Source organism: Nesterenkonia marinintestina, from assembly GCF_025420485.1.
Taxonomy (GTDB): domain Bacteria; phylum Actinomycetota; class Actinomycetes; order Actinomycetales; family Micrococcaceae; genus Nesterenkonia; species Nesterenkonia marinintestina.
Genome location: NZ_JAOEFD010000008.1, coordinates 1 through 15,564 on the forward strand (window position 1 = coordinate 1; position 15,564 = coordinate 15,564).

A 15,564-nucleotide genomic window follows, 5' to 3' on the forward strand; every position below is an offset into this window, starting at 1 on the left:
CCCCCCCCCGTCCGGGGAGCTGCGTGTGAAGCGCTTCAGTGCGACCACCACAGTGGCAGTGACTACGGCACCGATGACCACCGCTAGTGCGAACAGGGCGAACGCATTGATGGCGAAGAAGACGAAGGCTCCGCCGTGCGGGGCCTGTGAGGTGACCCCGAAGGCCATGGTCAGGGCACCAGTCGTCATGCCGCCCAGCATCGCGGCGGGCAGCACGCGCAGAGGGTCCGCGGCGGCGAAGGGGATCGCTCCCTCCGAGATGAACGCCGCACCCAGCAGCACCGCCGTCTTGCCGTTCTCGCGCTCGGCGGCGGTGAACAGCCTCCGGTCGACGAAGGTCGCCAGGGCCATGCCCAGTGGGGGCACCATGCCGGAGGCCATCACCGCGGCCATGATCATGAACGGACCGGTGTTCTCGGTGATGGAGGCGGCGCCGAGTCCGGCGACGGCGAACGAGTAGGCGACCTTGTTGATAGGTCCGCCCAGGTCGGAGCACATCATCAGGCCGAGCACTACACCGAGCAGGATAGCGGCGGTGCCGGTCATCCCCGACAGCCAGCTCTCCAGCGCGCCCGTCAGGGACGCGATCGGTCCGCCCAGGAAGAGGTAGAGGACGCCGGAGGAGAGGATGGTGGCCACCAGGGGGATGATCACCACCGGCATCAGGCCGGCCAGCCAGCGGGGCACTGAGAGCTGCCGGATCCAGTACGCCGCCGCTCCGGCCATGACACCGCCGACGATGCCGCCGATGAACCCCGCGTCCATCCCATAGGCCACGGCACCGGCGATGAACCCGGGGGCGATCCCGGGGCGGTCGGCCATGCCGTAGGCGATGTAGCCGGCGAGTGCGGGGACCAGGAAGCCCATCGCGGTACCGCCGATGACATAGAACACCGAGCCCAGATAGGCGCCCAGCATGCCGAAGCCCCGGAAGGGGTCCGGAACGTCGGCCTCGGTGGGCAGGTTCCACAGGGCATTGTTCCCCGCGACGTCCTCGGCGACGTCGGTGATGTTATATCCGCCGAGCAGGAAGCCCAGGGCTATCAGCAGACCGCCGGCGGCCACGAACGGGATCATGTAGGAGACGCCGGTCATCAGCACGCGCTGGACCTTCTTGCCGAACCCCTCCTGGCCCTCTTCCTGCGCCTCGCCCTCAGAACCGGCCTCGGTGCCGACCACCTTGGCCTGGGGGTCCCGGGCGGCGGCCAGGGCACGTTCGATCAGCTGCCGAGGTTCGTCGATGCCCCGCTTGACCGGCACAGCGACGACCGGTTTGCCGGCGAAGCGCTGCTTGTCCCGGACGTCGACGTCGGAGGCGAAGATGACCGCCTCGGCGGCATCGACCACCGAGGACGAGAGCTTGGAGGCCCCAGAGGACCCCTGCGTCTCCACGGCGATCTCCACACCCATCTCCTCGGCCGCCAGAGACAGCGAGTCTGCGGCCATGTAGGTGTGGGCGATCCCTGTGGGGCAGGCGGTGACCGCGACCAGCCGGCGGGACCCCGCGCCGGCCGTCTCGCCGGCCGTCTCACCGGCGGGGACGGACTTCTCGATGGTCTCCTTGGGCTTCAGTGCCCCGTCCACGGCCTGGGAGATCAGGTCGACCACGGTCTGTTCCTCGGCGGCCTCTCGCAGGGACCCCACGAAGTCCTTCCGGACCAGGGACCGTGCCAGGGCCGAGAGGATCTTGAGGTGATCGGAGTCGGCACCGGCCGGTGCGGCGATGAAGAAGGCCAGGTCGGCGGGGCCGTCCTTGGCGCCGAAGTCGAGGGACTCCGGCAGGCGGGCGAAGGCCAGGGTCGGCTCGTCGACGGCCTCGGTCCGGCAGTGGGGGATGGCCACCCCGCCGGGCATGCCGGTCGAGGACTTCTCCTCGCGGGTCCAGGCGTCGGCGGCCAGGGCCTCGGCGTCGTCGGTGCGTCCGGCCGTCTGCACCATGGCGGCCAGGGCGCGGATCGCCTCGTGCTTATCCGTGGCACGGAGGGTGTCCAGAGTGACCAGGTCGGTGGTGATCATGCTGCTCATGGTGTCCTCACAGTTCGTTCACGAGTGGGGTGGGGGTGGCCTGCACAGACGCTTCGTCGGGGGGCGAAGGCCGTGACGTCCACGGCCTCGAGGTTGAGGTCCTCCGGGCGCGGCATCACGGATCCGGGGAGCGAGGCGGCGGCGCGGCCCTGCGCGGCCGCTCGGCGTAGCGCCTCTTCGGCCGTCGACCCGGACTCGTCTGCCAGCAGGTAGCCGGCCAGGGAGGCGTCTCCGGCGCCGACGGTGGAGCGGGCGACCAGGGTCGGTCCTGTGGCGCGCAGGACACCGTGGCCCTGCTGGTCGCGAGGGGGCACCAGCAGCGCACCGTGAGCGCCCAGGGTGACCAGGACGGTGCGGGCCCCGCAGGACTGCGCCCGGCGTGCCAGGTCCAGGACCTGCTCGGGTTCGGCCTCCAGCGCCTCAGGGGAGATGTCGGGGGCGGCCCCGGTGAGCCGGGTGACGAGTTCGAGAAGCTCTTCGGCATTGGGCTTGATCAGATCGGGGGAGGCGGCGACCGCGGCCGCCAAGGCTGCTCCGGAGGAGTCCAGGGCCACCTTCGGTGCGGCTGAGAGCAGGGCGTCGCGGAGTTCGGTGATGACTCGGGCGTAGAGGTCCTCCGGCATTCCGGGCGGCAGCGACCCCGCCAGCGCCACCCAGGAGGCTCCACCGGAGAGTGCGGCGGTCAGCTCGATGAGCGCACGTGTGCCGGCGTCGCCGAAGGTCGGTCCCGGCTCGTTGATCTTGGTGGTCACACCGCGGGGGTCGGTGACGGTGATGTTGGTGCGCAGCGGTGCCCCGGCGGACACCGAGCGGTGAGGGACGCCAGCCTCGGTCAGGCCGGTGAGCACCGGGTCGCTCGGATCTCCCGGGAGCAGCGCCAAGGTCTCGCGGTCGGCGGCGCAGAGGGCGCGAGAGATGTTCACACCCTTGCCGCCGGGCTCCGCGGTGGCGCGGACCGCCCGCTGGACCGCACCGGTGATCAGGGCGTCGGCGAGTTCGACGGTCTTGTCGAGGCTGGGATTGGGGGTGACGGTGACGATCATGGGGCCTCCGCACGGATCACGGTGACGCCTGCGGCGTGCAGAGCGTCGCGCAGTCGAGGCTGCGGGTCGGTGTCGGTGATGAGCACGGAGACCTCCTCGAGGTGGGCGAAGCGGACCAGTGAGCATCGGTCGAGTTTGGTGGAGTCGGCCAGCAGCACCACGGTGCGGGCGGCGGCGATCATGGCGGACTTGACCGCCGCCTCGGCCGGGTCGGGGGTGGAGAGGCCGAAAGAGGCGTCGATCCCATTGGTCCCCAGGAAGGCGACGTCGCATCGGCGGTCGGCCAGGGTGTGCAGGGCGGCGTCACCCACGACGGCGCCGGTGAGGCGGCGTACCCGTCCCCCTAAGGTCTCGACGTCGAAGCCTTCGACGTCGGCGAGCTTGCCGGCGATCGGCACCGCGTCGGTGAGCACGTACCGCGGCCGTGTGGAGGCGGTCGGGGTCGGCGTCTGGGAGACGAGTAGGTCGACGAGCACCTCGGTGGTGCTGCCGGCGTCGAGGATGAGGCTGGAGCTGGCCGAATCCGGCACGAACTCCATGGCCGCGGCGGCGATCGCGCGCTTCTGCGGTGCGCGGTGGGACTGCCGGTCCCGCCAGGAGCTCTCCGCCCGCGAGGCCCCGTTGGACCCGTTGGAGGCGGCCACCGCCCCGCCGTGGACCCGTTGCAGGACGCCGTCGCGGGCCAGCCGGTCCAGGTCCCGCCGCACTGTCTCTGCAGTGACAGCACAGTCCTCGGCGATCTGTGCCACGGACACGGTGCCGTCACGGCGCAGACGACCCACGATGCGGTCGTGCCGTTCCGCGGCCAGAAGCGACATGGGAACCTCCGGGACTCTGCAGTGCCGCGTCACGCTGTGACGGCAGACACACCAATGTGGATTAGATTGACTTTATCTGTGTTTATCTGTGAATGCAACGCTCAATGTGGTCTAGCGAGGTCCTTGAGTGACCCTTCGCCGGGATGGGCCGGCGCGTATGCTCGGACGTGTTCAGGAAGGCGTCGCCCAGCGCGGCGGCACGGTGAGGAGGGTCCGCAGTGGCCGAGGACCGCACAGATGGGGCGCCGGAGGTCGGCAGCCGGAAGGGGCGGCGCCGAGAGCGGGAGGAGAAGTCCGCCGCTCGCGGTGGTCGTCGGAGGATGCCGTTCGCGCTGAGCCTGCTGCTCAACATACTGGTGGCCCTCGTCGTCCTCTCCGTGATCCAGCACTTCTGGGTGAAGGTGTACGCGGTGCCGTCGGGATCGATGGAGACGACGCTGGAGGTCGGAGACCGCATGCTCACCGACCGGACCGCCTACTCGGAGGAGGAGATGCCTCAGCGTCAGGACGTCGTGGTCTACAACGCCGACGAGGAATGGGAGGGGGACCTCCCCAGTCCGGAGCCGTCTGCCTTCGGAGATGCCGTGCGGTCCTTCGGGGATGTCACGAGTCTGGGTCCTTCGAACGAACAGGCGCTGGTCAAGCGTGTGATCGGGCTGCCCGGAGAGGAAATCGAATGCTGCGACGACGACGGTCGGATCACCGTCGACGGTGAACCGCTGGACGAACCGTACGTCTTTCAGGACCTGCCCTTCACTCCGGGCGAGGAGGACTGCTCGGGTGAGCCGATGTCGATGCGGTGTTTCGGACCGGTCACCGTGCCGGAGGGGCAGCTGCTCGTTCTCGGGGACCACCGATCCAACTCCGCCGACTCGGTGATCGCCTGCCGCGGTCTGGACGAGGACGAGGCCGACGACGAGTGTGCGCGGTTCGTCGATCGAGAGGACGTCGTCGGGCGCGTGTTCGTCACCGTCTGGCCCCCGACGGGATGGGGCGGCCACTGAGGTGACGCTGAAGCTCCAGGTCAGCGACTCGGTTCGGAGGGCGATGGAGTATCGTCGGAGGGGCCGAGGATGACCCTCAGGCGCAGAGCACGACGATCAGGAGGAGCCATGGGCGACGAGGACCGGTTCGAGAACACCAAGGATAAGGTCGGCGGCAAGTTCAACGAGGCCGCCGGCAAGGTCACCGGCGACAAGCAGCAGGAGACCGAAGGCAAGGCCCAGCAGTCGAAGGGTGCGATGAAGGACAAGGTCGAGGACGCCAAGGACTCGGTCAAGGGTGCCTTCGACGGCCTCAAGGGCGACGGCAAGAAGTGATCTGCTTCCACGGTGTCCTTCGGCTGCTCGAGGAGCAGACATAGGGCACCGGTCCTGAGAAGTCCGACCAAGCCTCAGCAGTGCAGGGGGCGGTCCCTCGGAGGGGTGAGGGCCCGCCCCCTGCCGCTGTGTTCAGCATCAGTTCCAGAGTACGAGCTCCTCGTGGGGGCCGACGGCGTCGGCCGTCTCCCGCAGATCATCGATGACGCCCTCGGGCGAAGCGTGCCCCAACTCGTCCAGCACTTGGGGCCATACCGTGATGGACAACGCCCAATCGTCCCCGATCATGCTCGCTAGGACGGCCTCATTCATGGCTGTTCCGCGGCGAGCGAGCTCCATATCAGCTTCGAACTGTGCTCTGGCCGCCGAATGCCTGAACCAGTACATTTCGAGGTAATCGTCGCAGACCGCCATCTCGCCGTCGAGATTCGGGTCGACGGGGATGATGTCGAAGACGATGTCGTCCATCCAATACTCCTCACAGGCGTACGGACTGGCCTCCATCGTGTCGATCAGGTCCAAGATGCTTGAGCGGCTCGGAGCATATTCGACGCTCTCGGATGAGGTCTGTCGCGGCCACTCCTCGCCGGGGTCGTCCCCCGAGTCCTCTGCCGCGGGAGACTCCGTCGTCTGGGCTTCGTCGGGGTCCTCGGCCTCGGAAGCCTCCTCGGCGTCTTCAGGTGCTTCGGAGGGATCTGCTGCCTGTTCCGAGACCTGAGAGCGAAGCTCGGAGACTTCGGCCTCCAACTGGTCGACCCTCTCCGCGTCCCCGGTGGAGCAGGCGGTCAGCGCCATGACGCCCAGGACCGGTGGACAGATGGTTCGGAAGGTGAGTCGCATGGAATGTCGCCTCAACGGCAGCACCGTGACGGGTGCCGACGATGGCTCGACGGTCAGTGGATGAACAGCTGGGCGCCGTTGAAGAACGTGTAGGCCAATCCGTAGAGGATGGGTGTGGCGACCACGGCCCACGCCACCGGGACCGGCACCGGGGGCTTCGCCGCGCGATCCACCTGCTCGGCGTCGCCCTCTTCGGAGGTTCCCGCCTTCTTGCCGTCGTCGTTGTCAGGCGTGGCGTCCCGCTTGCTCTCCTCGTGGTGGCGCTCGTTCACCGGGCGGACCAGGAGGTTCGCGACGAAGCCGAGCACCAGCAGGCCCACCATCGTGAACAGGGCCGGCCGGTAGGCATCCGCCGTCAGCGTCCCGGGCTCCCCGCCCGCACGGTCCAGGAAGCTGTTGACGATGAGCGGCCCGGCGATCCCGGCCGCTGACCACGCCGTCAGCAGCCGACCGTGGATGGCCCCGACCTGGAGGGTGCCGAACAGATCCCGCAGGTATGCTGGAATGGTGGCGAAGCCTCCGCCGTAGAAGGACAGGATGACGCCGGCCAGGACGATGAACAGCGCCATCGAGGTGTTGCCCCACGTGGCCAGGACGAAGTACAGCGCCGCCCCCAGGCCGAGGTAGACCATGTAGATCGGTTTGCGACCGATCTTGTCTGAGGTCGAGGCCCAGATGAACCGACCCAGCGTGTTGGTCAGGCTCAGGAAGGCCACGAATCCGGCCGCAGCGGCGGCGGCCACGAAGGTGGTGCCGTCGTCGGCTCGGAAGAAGTCACGCACGAAGGGGTTCGCCTGTTCCAGGATCCCGATGCCGGCGGTGACGTTGACGAAGAGGACCACCCATAGCAGCCAGAACTGCGGGGTCCTGATGGCCGTGTTGGCTCGGACGTTGCCCTGCGAGATCATCGAGGACTTCTTGGCGGTGTCCGGGTCGAACCCGTCCGGCTTCCAGTCCGGCGCCGGCACACGGACGATCCAGGCGCCGAAGAGCATCATCACCAGATAGAGGCCCGCCAGGGTCAGGAACAGCAGACCCACGGACTGCCCGGAGTGGACGTCGCCGTCACCCGGAGCCCCTCCGTCGTAGAGGTTCATGAAGAACTCCGACAGCGGCGAGGCGATCATCGCACCCACGCCGAAGCCCATGATGGCCATTCCGGTGCCCATGCCGGGCCTGTCGGGGAACCACTTGATCAGGGTGGAGACCGGGGCGATGTAGCCGATCCCCAGACCGATGCCCCCGACGAATCCGTAGCCCAGGTACACCAGCCACAGCTGTGAGGTGAAGATCCCTAGCGAGCCGATCAGGAAGCCGGAGACCCAGAAGATCGTCGAGGCGAGGATGGCCCGTCGGGGCCCGTTGCGGTCCACCCACGTGCCGAACAGGGCTGCGGAGAGGCCCAGCATGACGATGGCGAGGGAGAAGATGATCCCGATGGCGGTGTGGCTGGCGTCGAAGTGGACCTGGATCGCATCGCGGTACGCGCTGGTGGCGTAGACCTGGCCGATGCACATGTGGATGGCCAGTGCGGCAGGTGGGATGAGCCACCGGTTGAAGCCCGGTCTGGCGGTGATCCGGCGCATCGCCGGCGATCGCTCGTCCTGGGTGGTCGTGGACATCGCCCCTCCTCAGTGCGTGGCGTGACATAAGGCACACTAACGGAGGCGGGTCGACGGGGACAGTTGAGGAGCGACACGATGAGGTCGGAGGGTGCGGTCCGGCCTCGAGCCTCATTCGAGACCGCTGGCCGTCTGAGTGCCTTCGACCGTCTGATCGCATGGAAAGAGCCCCACTCCTCGCAACGACGAGGAGCGGGGCTCTTCCGCTCTATGTGCGCCCATAGGGATTCGAACCCCAGACCTTCGGTTCCGTAGACCGACGCTCTATCCAGCTGAGCTATAGGCGCATGATTCTGTTGGTCGTCGAGAGTGCATTCCGCGCTTTCGACTCCGTCTACATTACACGCGCCCCGCACACCTCGACAAATCCCGGAGTGTGCCCGCGGCACCCTCCCGACAGGACTGAGATCTGCCTCACACGCGGCTCGCAGTGTGAGATGCGCCCACGCGCGGGCGCTCCATGGGCGCTACAGTTGGGACTACATGCATCCTCTGCGCCCCGCAGGGTGCGATGCCCACGATGAGGTGGACGTCGCGCGGACCGGTTCGACGGCGAACCGGTGCTGTCCGCCCGGGGTCAGTGCAGGGAGCATTCACCGACCTGATCGCCCAATGGAGGGAACGTATGGCCACCACCGTCGCAATGGAGCCCGGTGCGGACATCGGAGAGAGCGCCCCGACGAAGAACGAGCGGCTGCTCCGCTTCGTCGCCGAGATCGCCGAACTGACCACCCCGGACACGATCCACTGGGTGGACGGAGGCGAGGAGGAGCACAGGCAGCTCACCGACGAACTCGTAGAAGCCGGGACTCTGACCCGTCTGACCAGCCCGGACTTCCCGAACTCGTTCGCAGCATTCTCCGACCCCGCCGACGTCGCCCGGGTCGAGTCGCGGACGTTCATCTGCTCCGAACAGGAGCGCGACGCCGGATTCACCAACAACTGGCGTGAACCGGCAGAGATGCGTGAGACCCTCCGGGGAGTCTTCGACGGCTGCATGCGCGGTCGCACGATGTACGTCATCCCCTTCGTCATGGGTCACCTCGACGCCGAGGACCCCAAGTTCGGCGTCGAGATCACCGACTCCGCCTACGTGGTCGCCTCCATGCGGATCATGGCCCGCATCGGCACCGACGTGATGGAGAAGATCGACGAGCTCGACGCGTTCTTCGTCCCGGCGGTCCACTCCGTGGGTGCCCCGCTCGAGCCGGGGCAGGCCGACGTGCCGTGGCCGTGCAACGACGAGAAGTACATCGTCCACTTCCCCGAGACCCGCGAGATCTGGTCCTTCGGTTCCGGCTACGGCGGCAACGCCCTGCTGGGCAAGAAGTGCTACGCGCTGCGCATCGCCTCGGTGATGGCCCGTGACGAGGGCTGGCTCGCAGAGCACATGCTCATCCTCAAGCTCACCAGCCCTCAGGGGAAGAGCTACTACATCTCCGGAGCCTTCCCGTCGGCCTGCGGCAAGACCAACCTCGCGCTGATCGACCCGACGCTGGAAGGGTGGACCGCAGAGACCCTCGGCGACGACATCACCTGGATCCGCCCCGGCAGGGAGGGTGAATTCCGGGTGGTCAACCCTGAGGCCGGCTACTTCGGCGTGGCTCCGGGCACCGGCTGGCACACCAACGCCAACGCGATGCGGGCCATCGCCAAGGGCAACTCCATATTCACCAACTGCGCCCTCACCGACGACGGCGGCGTCTGGTGGGAGGGGATGACCGAGGAGGCCCCCGACCATCTGATCGACTGGCGCGGCCAGGACTGGACCCCGGACTCCGAGGCCCCTGCGGCGCACCCGAACGCACGGTTCTGCACCCCGATCGACCAGACCGATATGCTGGCCGACGAGTACTTCGCCCCGGACGGGGTCAAGCTGGACGCGATCCTCTTCGGCGGACGTCGCAAGACCACCGTCCCGCTTGTGACCGAGTCCCGCGACTGGAACCACGGCATCTTCTTCGGCGCCACCCTGTCCTCAGCGACCACCGCGGCTGCGGAGGGCGCCGTCGGCCAGGTCCGGCGCGACCCGATGGCGATGCTGCCCTTCATCGGGTATGACGCCGGCGACTACCTCAACCACTGGGTGCGGGTCTCGGGCCAGGCCCAGGAGGACAAGCTGCCGAAGATCTTCCTGGTGAACTGGTTCCGTCGCAACCGCGACGGCGGATTCGCCTGGCCCGGCTTCGCCGAGAACTCACGGGTCCTGAAGTGGGTCGTCGAGCGCATCGAGGGCACCGCCGAGGCCGTGGAGACGCCCATCGGGCTGACTCCGACCCCTGAGGCCCTGGACACTACCGGGCTGGACATCGCAGACGCGGACCTCGAGGATGCGCTCACAGTCGACGGAGACGAGTGGACCGAGGAGCTCGCCGACATCGAGAACTGGTTCGCCCGGTTCGGCGACTCCCTGCCGGAGTCCATCGTGGCCGAGCTCGATGAGCTGCGCGGTCGGGTGCGGGCCGCCGAGACGGCCTGACTCCGGAGCTCGTCCGGGGTCATTCGCCGCGGACGAGCTCCAGCACCCGGTCTCTCAGGGCGTCGAGGACGTCGCCGTCGTGGGCCTCACCGTTGAACCGCAGGTAGGGTTCGGTGTTCGACGGGCGCAGGTTGAACCACCAGCTGCCGTCGGCGGCTGACACCGTGGTCCCGTCCATACGGTGCACGGAGGTCTCTGCGGCTTCGACGCCGTCGACCAGCTCCGGCGCCTGCGGGGAGAAGACCTCCAGCACTCGGGCGACGGCGGCGTCCTTGTCCTCGACCTCCGAGTTGATCTCCCCGGAGGCGACGTAGGGGCTGTACTCGGCGGCGAGCTGGGACAGCGGCAGCTCCTGGGTCCCCAGTGCCGCCAGCACGTGCATGGCCGCGAGCATTCCGGTGTCGGCGTTGAAGAAGTCCCGGAAGTAGTAGTGGGCCGAGTGCTCACCGCCGAACACCGCACCCTCTTCGGCCATGACGGCCTTGATGTAGGAGTGGCCGACACGGGTCTCCACCGCACGCCCGGCCTCCCGCTCCACCAGCTCGGGCACCGCCTTGGAGGTGATGAGGTTGTGGATGATCACCGGAGTCTGCTCGCCCTCGGCGCGTGCCCGGGCGATCTCGCGCCGAGCGACCAGCGCCGTCACCGCTGAGGGCGGGACCGCCTCGCCGCGCTCGTCGATCACGAAGCAGCGGTCGGCGTCGCCGTCGAATGCGAGGCCGATGTCGGCCTCGTGCTCTCGGACGGCGGCCTGCAGATCGTGCAGGTTCTCCGGCTCCAGGGGGTTCGCCGGGTGGTTGGGGAACGTGCCATCTAACTCGAAGTACAGCGGCACCACCTCCAGCGGCAGCGGGTCGAGCAGCTCGTCGCCGAGCACCGCCGGCGTCGTCAGCCCGGACATGCCGTTCGCCGCGTCGACGACGACCTTCAGCGGTCGGACGCCTCGCAGGTCGACCAGTCGGCGCAGATACTCGGCGTAGCCGGTCAGGACGTCGGACTGCTCGACGGTCCCGGGCCGCTCGACTGCGGGGATCCGGGCGTCCTCAGTCTCCAGATACGTCTGCGCGGCGTCCCGGATCTCCGCGAGGCCGGTGTCCGAGGAGATCGGCACCGCCCCGGCCCGAGCCATCTTCATCCCGTTGTACTGGGACGGATTGTGGCTGGCCGTGAACACGACCCCGGGGGCCTGTCGGGTCCCGCAGGCGAAGTAGAGCATGTCGGTGGAGATCCGCCCCAGGTCGACGACGTCGGCGCCGCGGGCCGTAGCGCCCTCGGCGAACGCCTCGACGAATTCGGGGGAGGTGGGGCGCATGTCGCCGCCGACCAGCACCTGCCGGCCGGTCAGCTCCAGCACGTCGACGAATGCGGCGCCGACCGCTCGGACGGAGTCGGCGGTGATGGTCTCGCCCACCAGTCCGCGGACGTCGTAGGCCTTGAAGGAAGCAGAGAGGTCGATAGTCACGGAGATCATCGTAGGACACGCGTCCTCCGATCCCGGGCGCGCGTAGGGTGAGTGGTGATGACTGACGACGCCGGCGGGCCCACGCGGCCCACTCCGGAGGATCGCGGACTCCGACCGGGAACCGCGGCGTATCGACGGCTCCTGGTCGCGCTGTTCTTCATCGGGGTGGCGACCTTCGCCCAGCTCTACTCGCCTCAGGGCCTGCTGCCGCTGATCGTCGCGGATCAGGGCGTCACCGCCGACTCGGCCTCGCTCATGATCTCCGCGGCGACTCTGGGCCTGGCTCTGGGGGTGATCCCCTGGTCCTACATCGGGGATTCTCGGGGACGGAAGCCGGCGATGCTCGCCGCAGTGTCCCTGGCCTGCCTCTTCGCCCTGGCCTCGGTGATGATGCCGACGTTCGAGCTGACCCTGGTCATGCGCTTCCTCGAGGGGCTCATGCTCGGAGGCGTGCCGGCGCTGGCAGTCGCCTACCTCTCGGAGGAGGTCACCCCGAAGGCCACAGTCGTCGCCGCGGGCACCTATGTCTCAGGGACCACGGTCGGCGGGCTCTCCGGGCGCATCATCGCCGCCCCGATCGGCGAGCAGCTCGGGTGGGAGGTCGGCGTCTTCGTCGTGACGCTGATCGCCGTGGCCTGCGTGCTGATCTTCCTCCGCCTCGCACCGCGGGCACAGGGGTTCACGCCGAGGACGTTCCGGCTCCGCCCCGCGGTGACGGCCCTGACCGGGAATCTGAAGGTCAAGGAGCTCTGGGTCATCTACCTGCAGGGGTTCCTGCTCATGGGCGGCTTCGTGGCGATGTACAACTACGTGGGATTCCACCTCGCCGGAGAGCCGTTCGGGCTGCCCCTGTGGCTGGTCTCCTTCGTCTTCCTCGCCTACCTCGCCGGCACCTGGTCTTCGCCCCGGGCGGGACGGCTGGCCGCCCGATTCAGCCGCAGGCACGTGCTGCTGGGCTCTTCGACGGTCATGTTCGTCGGCGTCGCCCTGACCCTGGTGCCGCACCTGTCCGCAGTGGTGGTGGGCACCGTGGTCTTCACCGCCGGGTTCTTCGGAGCGCATTCGGTGGCCGCCGGATGGGCCGGTGTCCGGGCGGTCGGGGGCCGCGCCCAGTCAGCCTCGCTGTACAACCTCGGCTACTACGCCGGTTCCTCCGTCTTCGGGTTCCTGGGGGGGACGTTCCTCGCCCTGGCCGGTTGGGCGGGCACCGTGGCCATGGTCCTCGGCTTAGTGGTCGCAGCGACCTCTCTGGCCGCCCTGGTGCTGCCGCGGGACTGAGGACAGGCCGGTCCTCTAGACTGGGGGCGTGGAGTTTCTCGTAGTCGTCGCCGTCGGAATCCTGCTGTTCATCCTGGTGCGGGCGCTGCTGCAGCGTCAGGCACAGCGGATGAACGAACGTCTGAAGGACGCCGTCACCCCGGAGAACGCCCGCATGGCCGCCAAGACGCTGACCGACGAGCAGCACAAGGAGGTCTACCGGGCGATCGCCGCCGACGACGGACGTCAGGCGCTCGCCGTCTTCCGGCAGGCCACCGGTGCGAAGATCCAGGACTGCATCGTCGCCGTCCAGGCGCTGCACGCCTATCCCCAGCCGACGCCTTCGGAGCTGCACCTGGAGGACGACACGACCAGCGCCCCCGACATCGAGGGCATGGGCGCCGAGGCCGTCGACGCTTCTGGGTCAGAATCGGCGACTCCGGACGACGTCGCCTCCTCGGAGCAGGAGCCGACCGACGCCGACGACTCAGTTCGGGACGAGTACGTGGAGGACGTCATCGACGGCGTCGACGAGAGCTCTGAGACGGCGGATTCGGACGACGCGCCCGCGGAGGAGGGCGAGACGGACGCGGAGACGGAGACGGAGGCGGAGCAGTCCGACGACGTCGACGCCGCGGCCCGCCGGCTCATGGAGGAGTCGGGCTTCGACCAGGACGCCGAACTGACCGTCCCCACCGAGTGGACCGAAGAACCCCAGGACGACCTCGGCGGATTCCACCTGGAGGTCCAGCGCGGTGACGAGAAGATCAGCCTCTCCCACGAGGATCTGGAGCCGTGGGTCCACGACCAGCTGTACGCCCTGGTGCGCAATGACGAGCTGGAGCAGGCCTCCGAACTGCTGGCCGCCCACTCTCCGCTGACGCAGGAGGAGGCGCACAAGTTCCTGGTGGTGTTCAGGAACCAGGAGTGAGGTGCGCCGGGGAGTCGGCGTAGTACTCCTCGTCGTGCGGGAACCGCACCCTCCTCGGGCTGGAGTCCGGAACGATCGTCGGTGTCACCCGGGGCGGAGGTGCCTCATCGGCCGCCGCCAGCGCGGTCTCCACCGAGTCCCAACGGCCCAGCTCCCGGAACTGGGACCAGGTGGGCGGCATCAGGTCCGTGTCACCGTCTCGGAACAGCTCGGCGGCCCGTCGCGCCCCCATCCACCGGGTGGCCACCGCCTCACCGGTGGTGTGGACGGCCTGCTGCCCCGACGGCAGCGCGGCCAGGAAGAACCGGGTGTCGTAGCGTCGGGGCTGGTCGACCGGAGTCGTCCAGCGGGAGAACGGCCGCAGCACTGAGAAGTCCGGGCGCAGGTCGTGATCCTCGAAGACCTCGGCCAGCGTCGTCTCGTGGGCCTCGAGTGCCTGACGTGCCGCGTCGTAGGCTCGGGGGTCGACGCCGCCGCCGTCCGAGGTGCGGGCCAGCAGCACACCGCACTCCTCGAAGGTCTCCCGCACGGCCGTCACCAGCAGGCGGCGAACGGCGTCCTCATCGTCGTCGAAGGCCGCCGCCCACCAGGGGAGGTCCACCGCATCGAAGTCGGCGTCGGGCAGGGCGTCGCCGGGGTCCACGCCGCCGCCGGGGAACACGGTGGCTCCGGCGGAGAAGGCCATGGTGGAGGCCCGGGTCAGGGTGAAGGCCTCCGGGCCGTCCTGGGTGTCCCGGATCAGCACCACCGAAGCCGCGTCGCGTATCGGCGGTGTCCGGTCAGAGACGTCGTCCGGGATCTGCATGCCGCGAGCCTACCTGGCTCCGTCCGCGGAACCCGTCCATCCCCCGGTTCACCCCCAACAGGTCCATCGCCCGATCGGCCCAGGGGACCGGAAACAGTCGGAAGGCGTAGGTGGAGAGCACGGCCGGGGGGAAGACGACGCGGGCGCGACCGGCGTCGATGCCGTTCATGATCTTCTCCACGGCGTCCTCAGGCTCGGTGATGGGCAGCAGCGCCGGATAGCGGGTGGTCACGCCCTCGAACATGCCGGTGGAGATGTAGTACGGGCAGACCACCATGACTCCGACCGCGGATCCCTCGGTCCGGAGTTCGGCGCGCAGCGACTCGCTGAACCCGACGGCGGCGAACTTCGAGGCCGCGTAGTCGGTCTGACGGGCGACGCCGACGATGCCGGCTGCGCTGGCGACGTTCACGATCAGGCCGCGGTCGCGCTCACGCATGCCCGGCAGCAGCGCCCGCACCGTCCAGAACATGGCCAGTGAGTTGACGCGGAATGTGCGCTCGACCTGCTCCGGGGCGGTGTCCTCGAAGCGTGACCCGGTCACCACCCCTGCGTTGTTGATCAGCAGGTCCACCGGCCCCAGCCTGCGGATGGTCTCCTCGGCCATCGCCTCGACGTCGGTCCGGTCGGAGACGTCGCACCGGAGGGCGAGGGCCTCACCGCCCTGCCCGCGTATCTCCTCGGCGACCTGTTCTGCGGAGTCGGCGTCGAGGTCCCAGAGGGCGACGCGCGTCCCCCGGGCGGCCAGTGTCAGGGCCAGGAGCCGGCCGATGCCGCTTCCTGCGCCGGTGATCACTGCGGTCGAGATGCTGCGGCCGGGTCCGCCTCGGCGGCGTAGAGATCCGATCATGACCTCATTGTGGAGCACCGAACCCCTCCGAGGAAGCAGGTCTCTCGTGGGGCGTCCGCAGAAGCTTCGGAAGAATCCCAGGTCAGCCGGGCGAAGGTGTTTCCGTTCGTGCC

13 protein-coding genes and 1 tRNA gene are annotated in these 15,564 nt (G+C 68.6%); 5 read left to right on the forward strand and 9 right to left on the reverse strand.

Annotation, left to right across the window (positions count from 1 at the left end):
• The 3 genes from N7E59_RS07610 to N7E59_RS07620 form a co-directional block, all read right to left on the reverse strand.
• The coding region (locus N7E59_RS07610; RefSeq protein ID WP_261624330.1) for a PTS fructose transporter subunit IIABC at positions 1-2,025 on the reverse strand (2,025 nt) is incomplete at its 3' end.
• Entirely contained in the window at positions 2,022-3,068 is a 1,047-nt protein-coding gene (locus tag N7E59_RS07615; protein WP_261624331.1) for a 1-phosphofructokinase family hexose kinase, read from the reverse strand. The genes N7E59_RS07615 and N7E59_RS07610, both read right to left, overlap by 4 nt.
• On the reverse strand, positions 3,065-3,886 hold the full coding sequence (locus N7E59_RS07620) for a DeoR/GlpR family DNA-binding transcription regulator (protein ID WP_261624332.1): 822 nt from the start codon (positions 3,884-3,886) through the stop codon (positions 3,065-3,067). Before N7E59_RS07620 ends, N7E59_RS07615 begins: the two co-directional genes overlap by 4 nt.
• A 218-nt stretch (positions 3,887-4,104) precedes the next feature.
• Between N7E59_RS07620 and lepB the strand changes: the two genes are divergently transcribed.
• Positions 4,105-4,890 (forward strand): signal peptidase I, encoded by a 786-nt coding sequence (lepB, locus tag N7E59_RS07625; protein WP_261624333.1) that lies wholly within the window; start codon positions 4,105-4,107, stop codon positions 4,888-4,890.
• Positions 4,891-4,998: 108 nt separating this feature from the next.
• Positions 4,999-5,205, forward strand: a complete 207-nt coding sequence (locus N7E59_RS07630; protein WP_261624334.1) for a CsbD family protein — start codon at positions 4,999-5,001, stop codon at positions 5,203-5,205.
• Between the two features lie 138 nt (positions 5,206-5,343).
• Here N7E59_RS07630 and N7E59_RS07635 read toward each other — a convergent pair whose 3' ends face one another.
• The 3 genes from N7E59_RS07635 to N7E59_RS07645 form a co-directional block, all read right to left on the reverse strand.
• Positions 5,344-6,045: a hypothetical protein gene (locus tag N7E59_RS07635; RefSeq protein ID WP_261624335.1), complete on the reverse strand. Its 702-nt coding sequence runs from the start codon at positions 6,043-6,045 to the stop codon at positions 5,344-5,346.
• A gap of 53 nt (positions 6,046-6,098) precedes the next feature.
• Positions 6,099-7,667, reverse strand: coding sequence for an OFA family MFS transporter (locus N7E59_RS07640; RefSeq protein WP_261624336.1), 1,569 nt, complete (start codon positions 7,665-7,667; stop codon positions 6,099-6,101).
• A gap of 213 nt (positions 7,668-7,880) precedes the next feature.
• A tRNA-Arg gene (locus tag N7E59_RS07645) sits at positions 7,881-7,954 on the reverse strand.
• A 356-nt stretch (positions 7,955-8,310) separates the two neighbouring features.
• Between N7E59_RS07645 and N7E59_RS07650 the strand changes: the two genes are divergently transcribed.
• Positions 8,311-10,146, forward strand: coding sequence for a phosphoenolpyruvate carboxykinase (GTP) (locus N7E59_RS07650; RefSeq protein WP_390905030.1), 1,836 nt, complete (start codon positions 8,311-8,313; stop codon positions 10,144-10,146).
• 19 nt (positions 10,147-10,165) lie between these two features.
• Here the strand turns inward: N7E59_RS07650 and N7E59_RS07655 are convergent, their stop codons facing one another.
• The gene (locus N7E59_RS07655) at positions 10,166-11,617 is read right to left on the reverse strand and encodes a phosphomannomutase/phosphoglucomutase (protein ID WP_261624338.1); all 1,452 of its coding nucleotides are present in this window, start codon (positions 11,615-11,617) and stop codon (positions 10,166-10,168) included.
• A gap of 48 nt (positions 11,618-11,665) precedes the next feature.
• On the opposite strand from N7E59_RS07655, the gene N7E59_RS07660 reads away from it, so the two are divergent.
• Both N7E59_RS07660 and N7E59_RS07665 read left to right on the forward strand, forming a co-directional pair.
• On the forward strand, positions 11,666-12,886 hold the full coding sequence (locus N7E59_RS07660; protein WP_261624339.1) for an MFS transporter: 1,221 nt from the start codon (positions 11,666-11,668) through the stop codon (positions 12,884-12,886).
• 28 nt (positions 12,887-12,914) lie between these two features.
• Positions 12,915-13,796: a hypothetical protein gene (locus N7E59_RS07665; protein WP_261624340.1), complete on the forward strand. Its 882-nt coding sequence runs from the start codon at positions 12,915-12,917 to the stop codon at positions 13,794-13,796.
• On the opposite strand, the gene N7E59_RS07670 is transcribed toward N7E59_RS07665, so the two are convergent.
• Together N7E59_RS07670 and N7E59_RS07675 are read right to left on the reverse strand one after the other, a co-directional pair.
• Positions 13,780-14,601 carry an NUDIX hydrolase gene (locus N7E59_RS07670; RefSeq protein WP_261624341.1) on the reverse strand — a complete coding sequence of 274 codons (822 nt, stop codon included), beginning with the start codon at positions 14,599-14,601 and terminating at the stop codon, positions 13,780-13,782. The two genes, N7E59_RS07665 and N7E59_RS07670, sit on opposite strands and share 17 nt — an antisense overlap.
• A complete protein-coding gene (locus tag N7E59_RS07675) occupies positions 14,576-15,451 on the reverse strand; it encodes an SDR family oxidoreductase (protein WP_261624342.1) in 876 nt (291 codons plus the stop codon). Before N7E59_RS07675 ends, N7E59_RS07670 begins: the two co-directional genes overlap by 26 nt.
• Positions 15,452-15,564: the final 113 nt, after the last annotated feature.

Coding starts and splice junctions, on each gene's coding strand:
- N7E59_RS07615 (WP_261624331.1), bottom strand. CDS start 3,068: ATGATCGTCACCGTCACCCCCAATCCCAGCCTCGACAAGACCGTCGAA.
- N7E59_RS07620 (WP_261624332.1), bottom strand. CDS start 3,886: ATGTCGCTTCTGGCCGCGGAACGGCACGACCGCATCGTGGGTCGTCTG.
- N7E59_RS07630 (WP_261624334.1), top strand. CDS start 4,999: ATGGGCGACGAGGACCGGTTCGAGAACACCAAGGATAAGGTCGGCGGC.
- N7E59_RS07635 (WP_261624335.1), bottom strand. CDS start 6,045: ATGCGACTCACCTTCCGAACCATCTGTCCACCGGTCCTGGGCGTCATG.
- N7E59_RS07640 (WP_261624336.1), bottom strand. CDS start 7,667: ATGTCCACGACCACCCAGGACGAGCGATCGCCGGCGATGCGCCGGATC.
- N7E59_RS07650 (WP_390905030.1), top strand. CDS start 8,311: ATGGAGCCCGGTGCGGACATCGGAGAGAGCGCCCCGACGAAGAACGAG.
- N7E59_RS07655 (WP_261624338.1), bottom strand. CDS start 11,617: ATGATCTCCGTGACTATCGACCTCTCTGCTTCCTTCAAGGCCTACGAC.
- N7E59_RS07660 (WP_261624339.1), top strand. CDS start 11,666: ATGACTGACGACGCCGGCGGGCCCACGCGGCCCACTCCGGAGGATCGC.
- N7E59_RS07670 (WP_261624341.1), bottom strand. CDS start 14,601: ATGCAGATCCCGGACGACGTCTCTGACCGGACACCGCCGATACGCGAC.
- N7E59_RS07675 (WP_261624342.1), bottom strand. CDS start 15,451: ATGATCGGATCTCTACGCCGCCGAGGCGGACCCGGCCGCAGCATCTCG.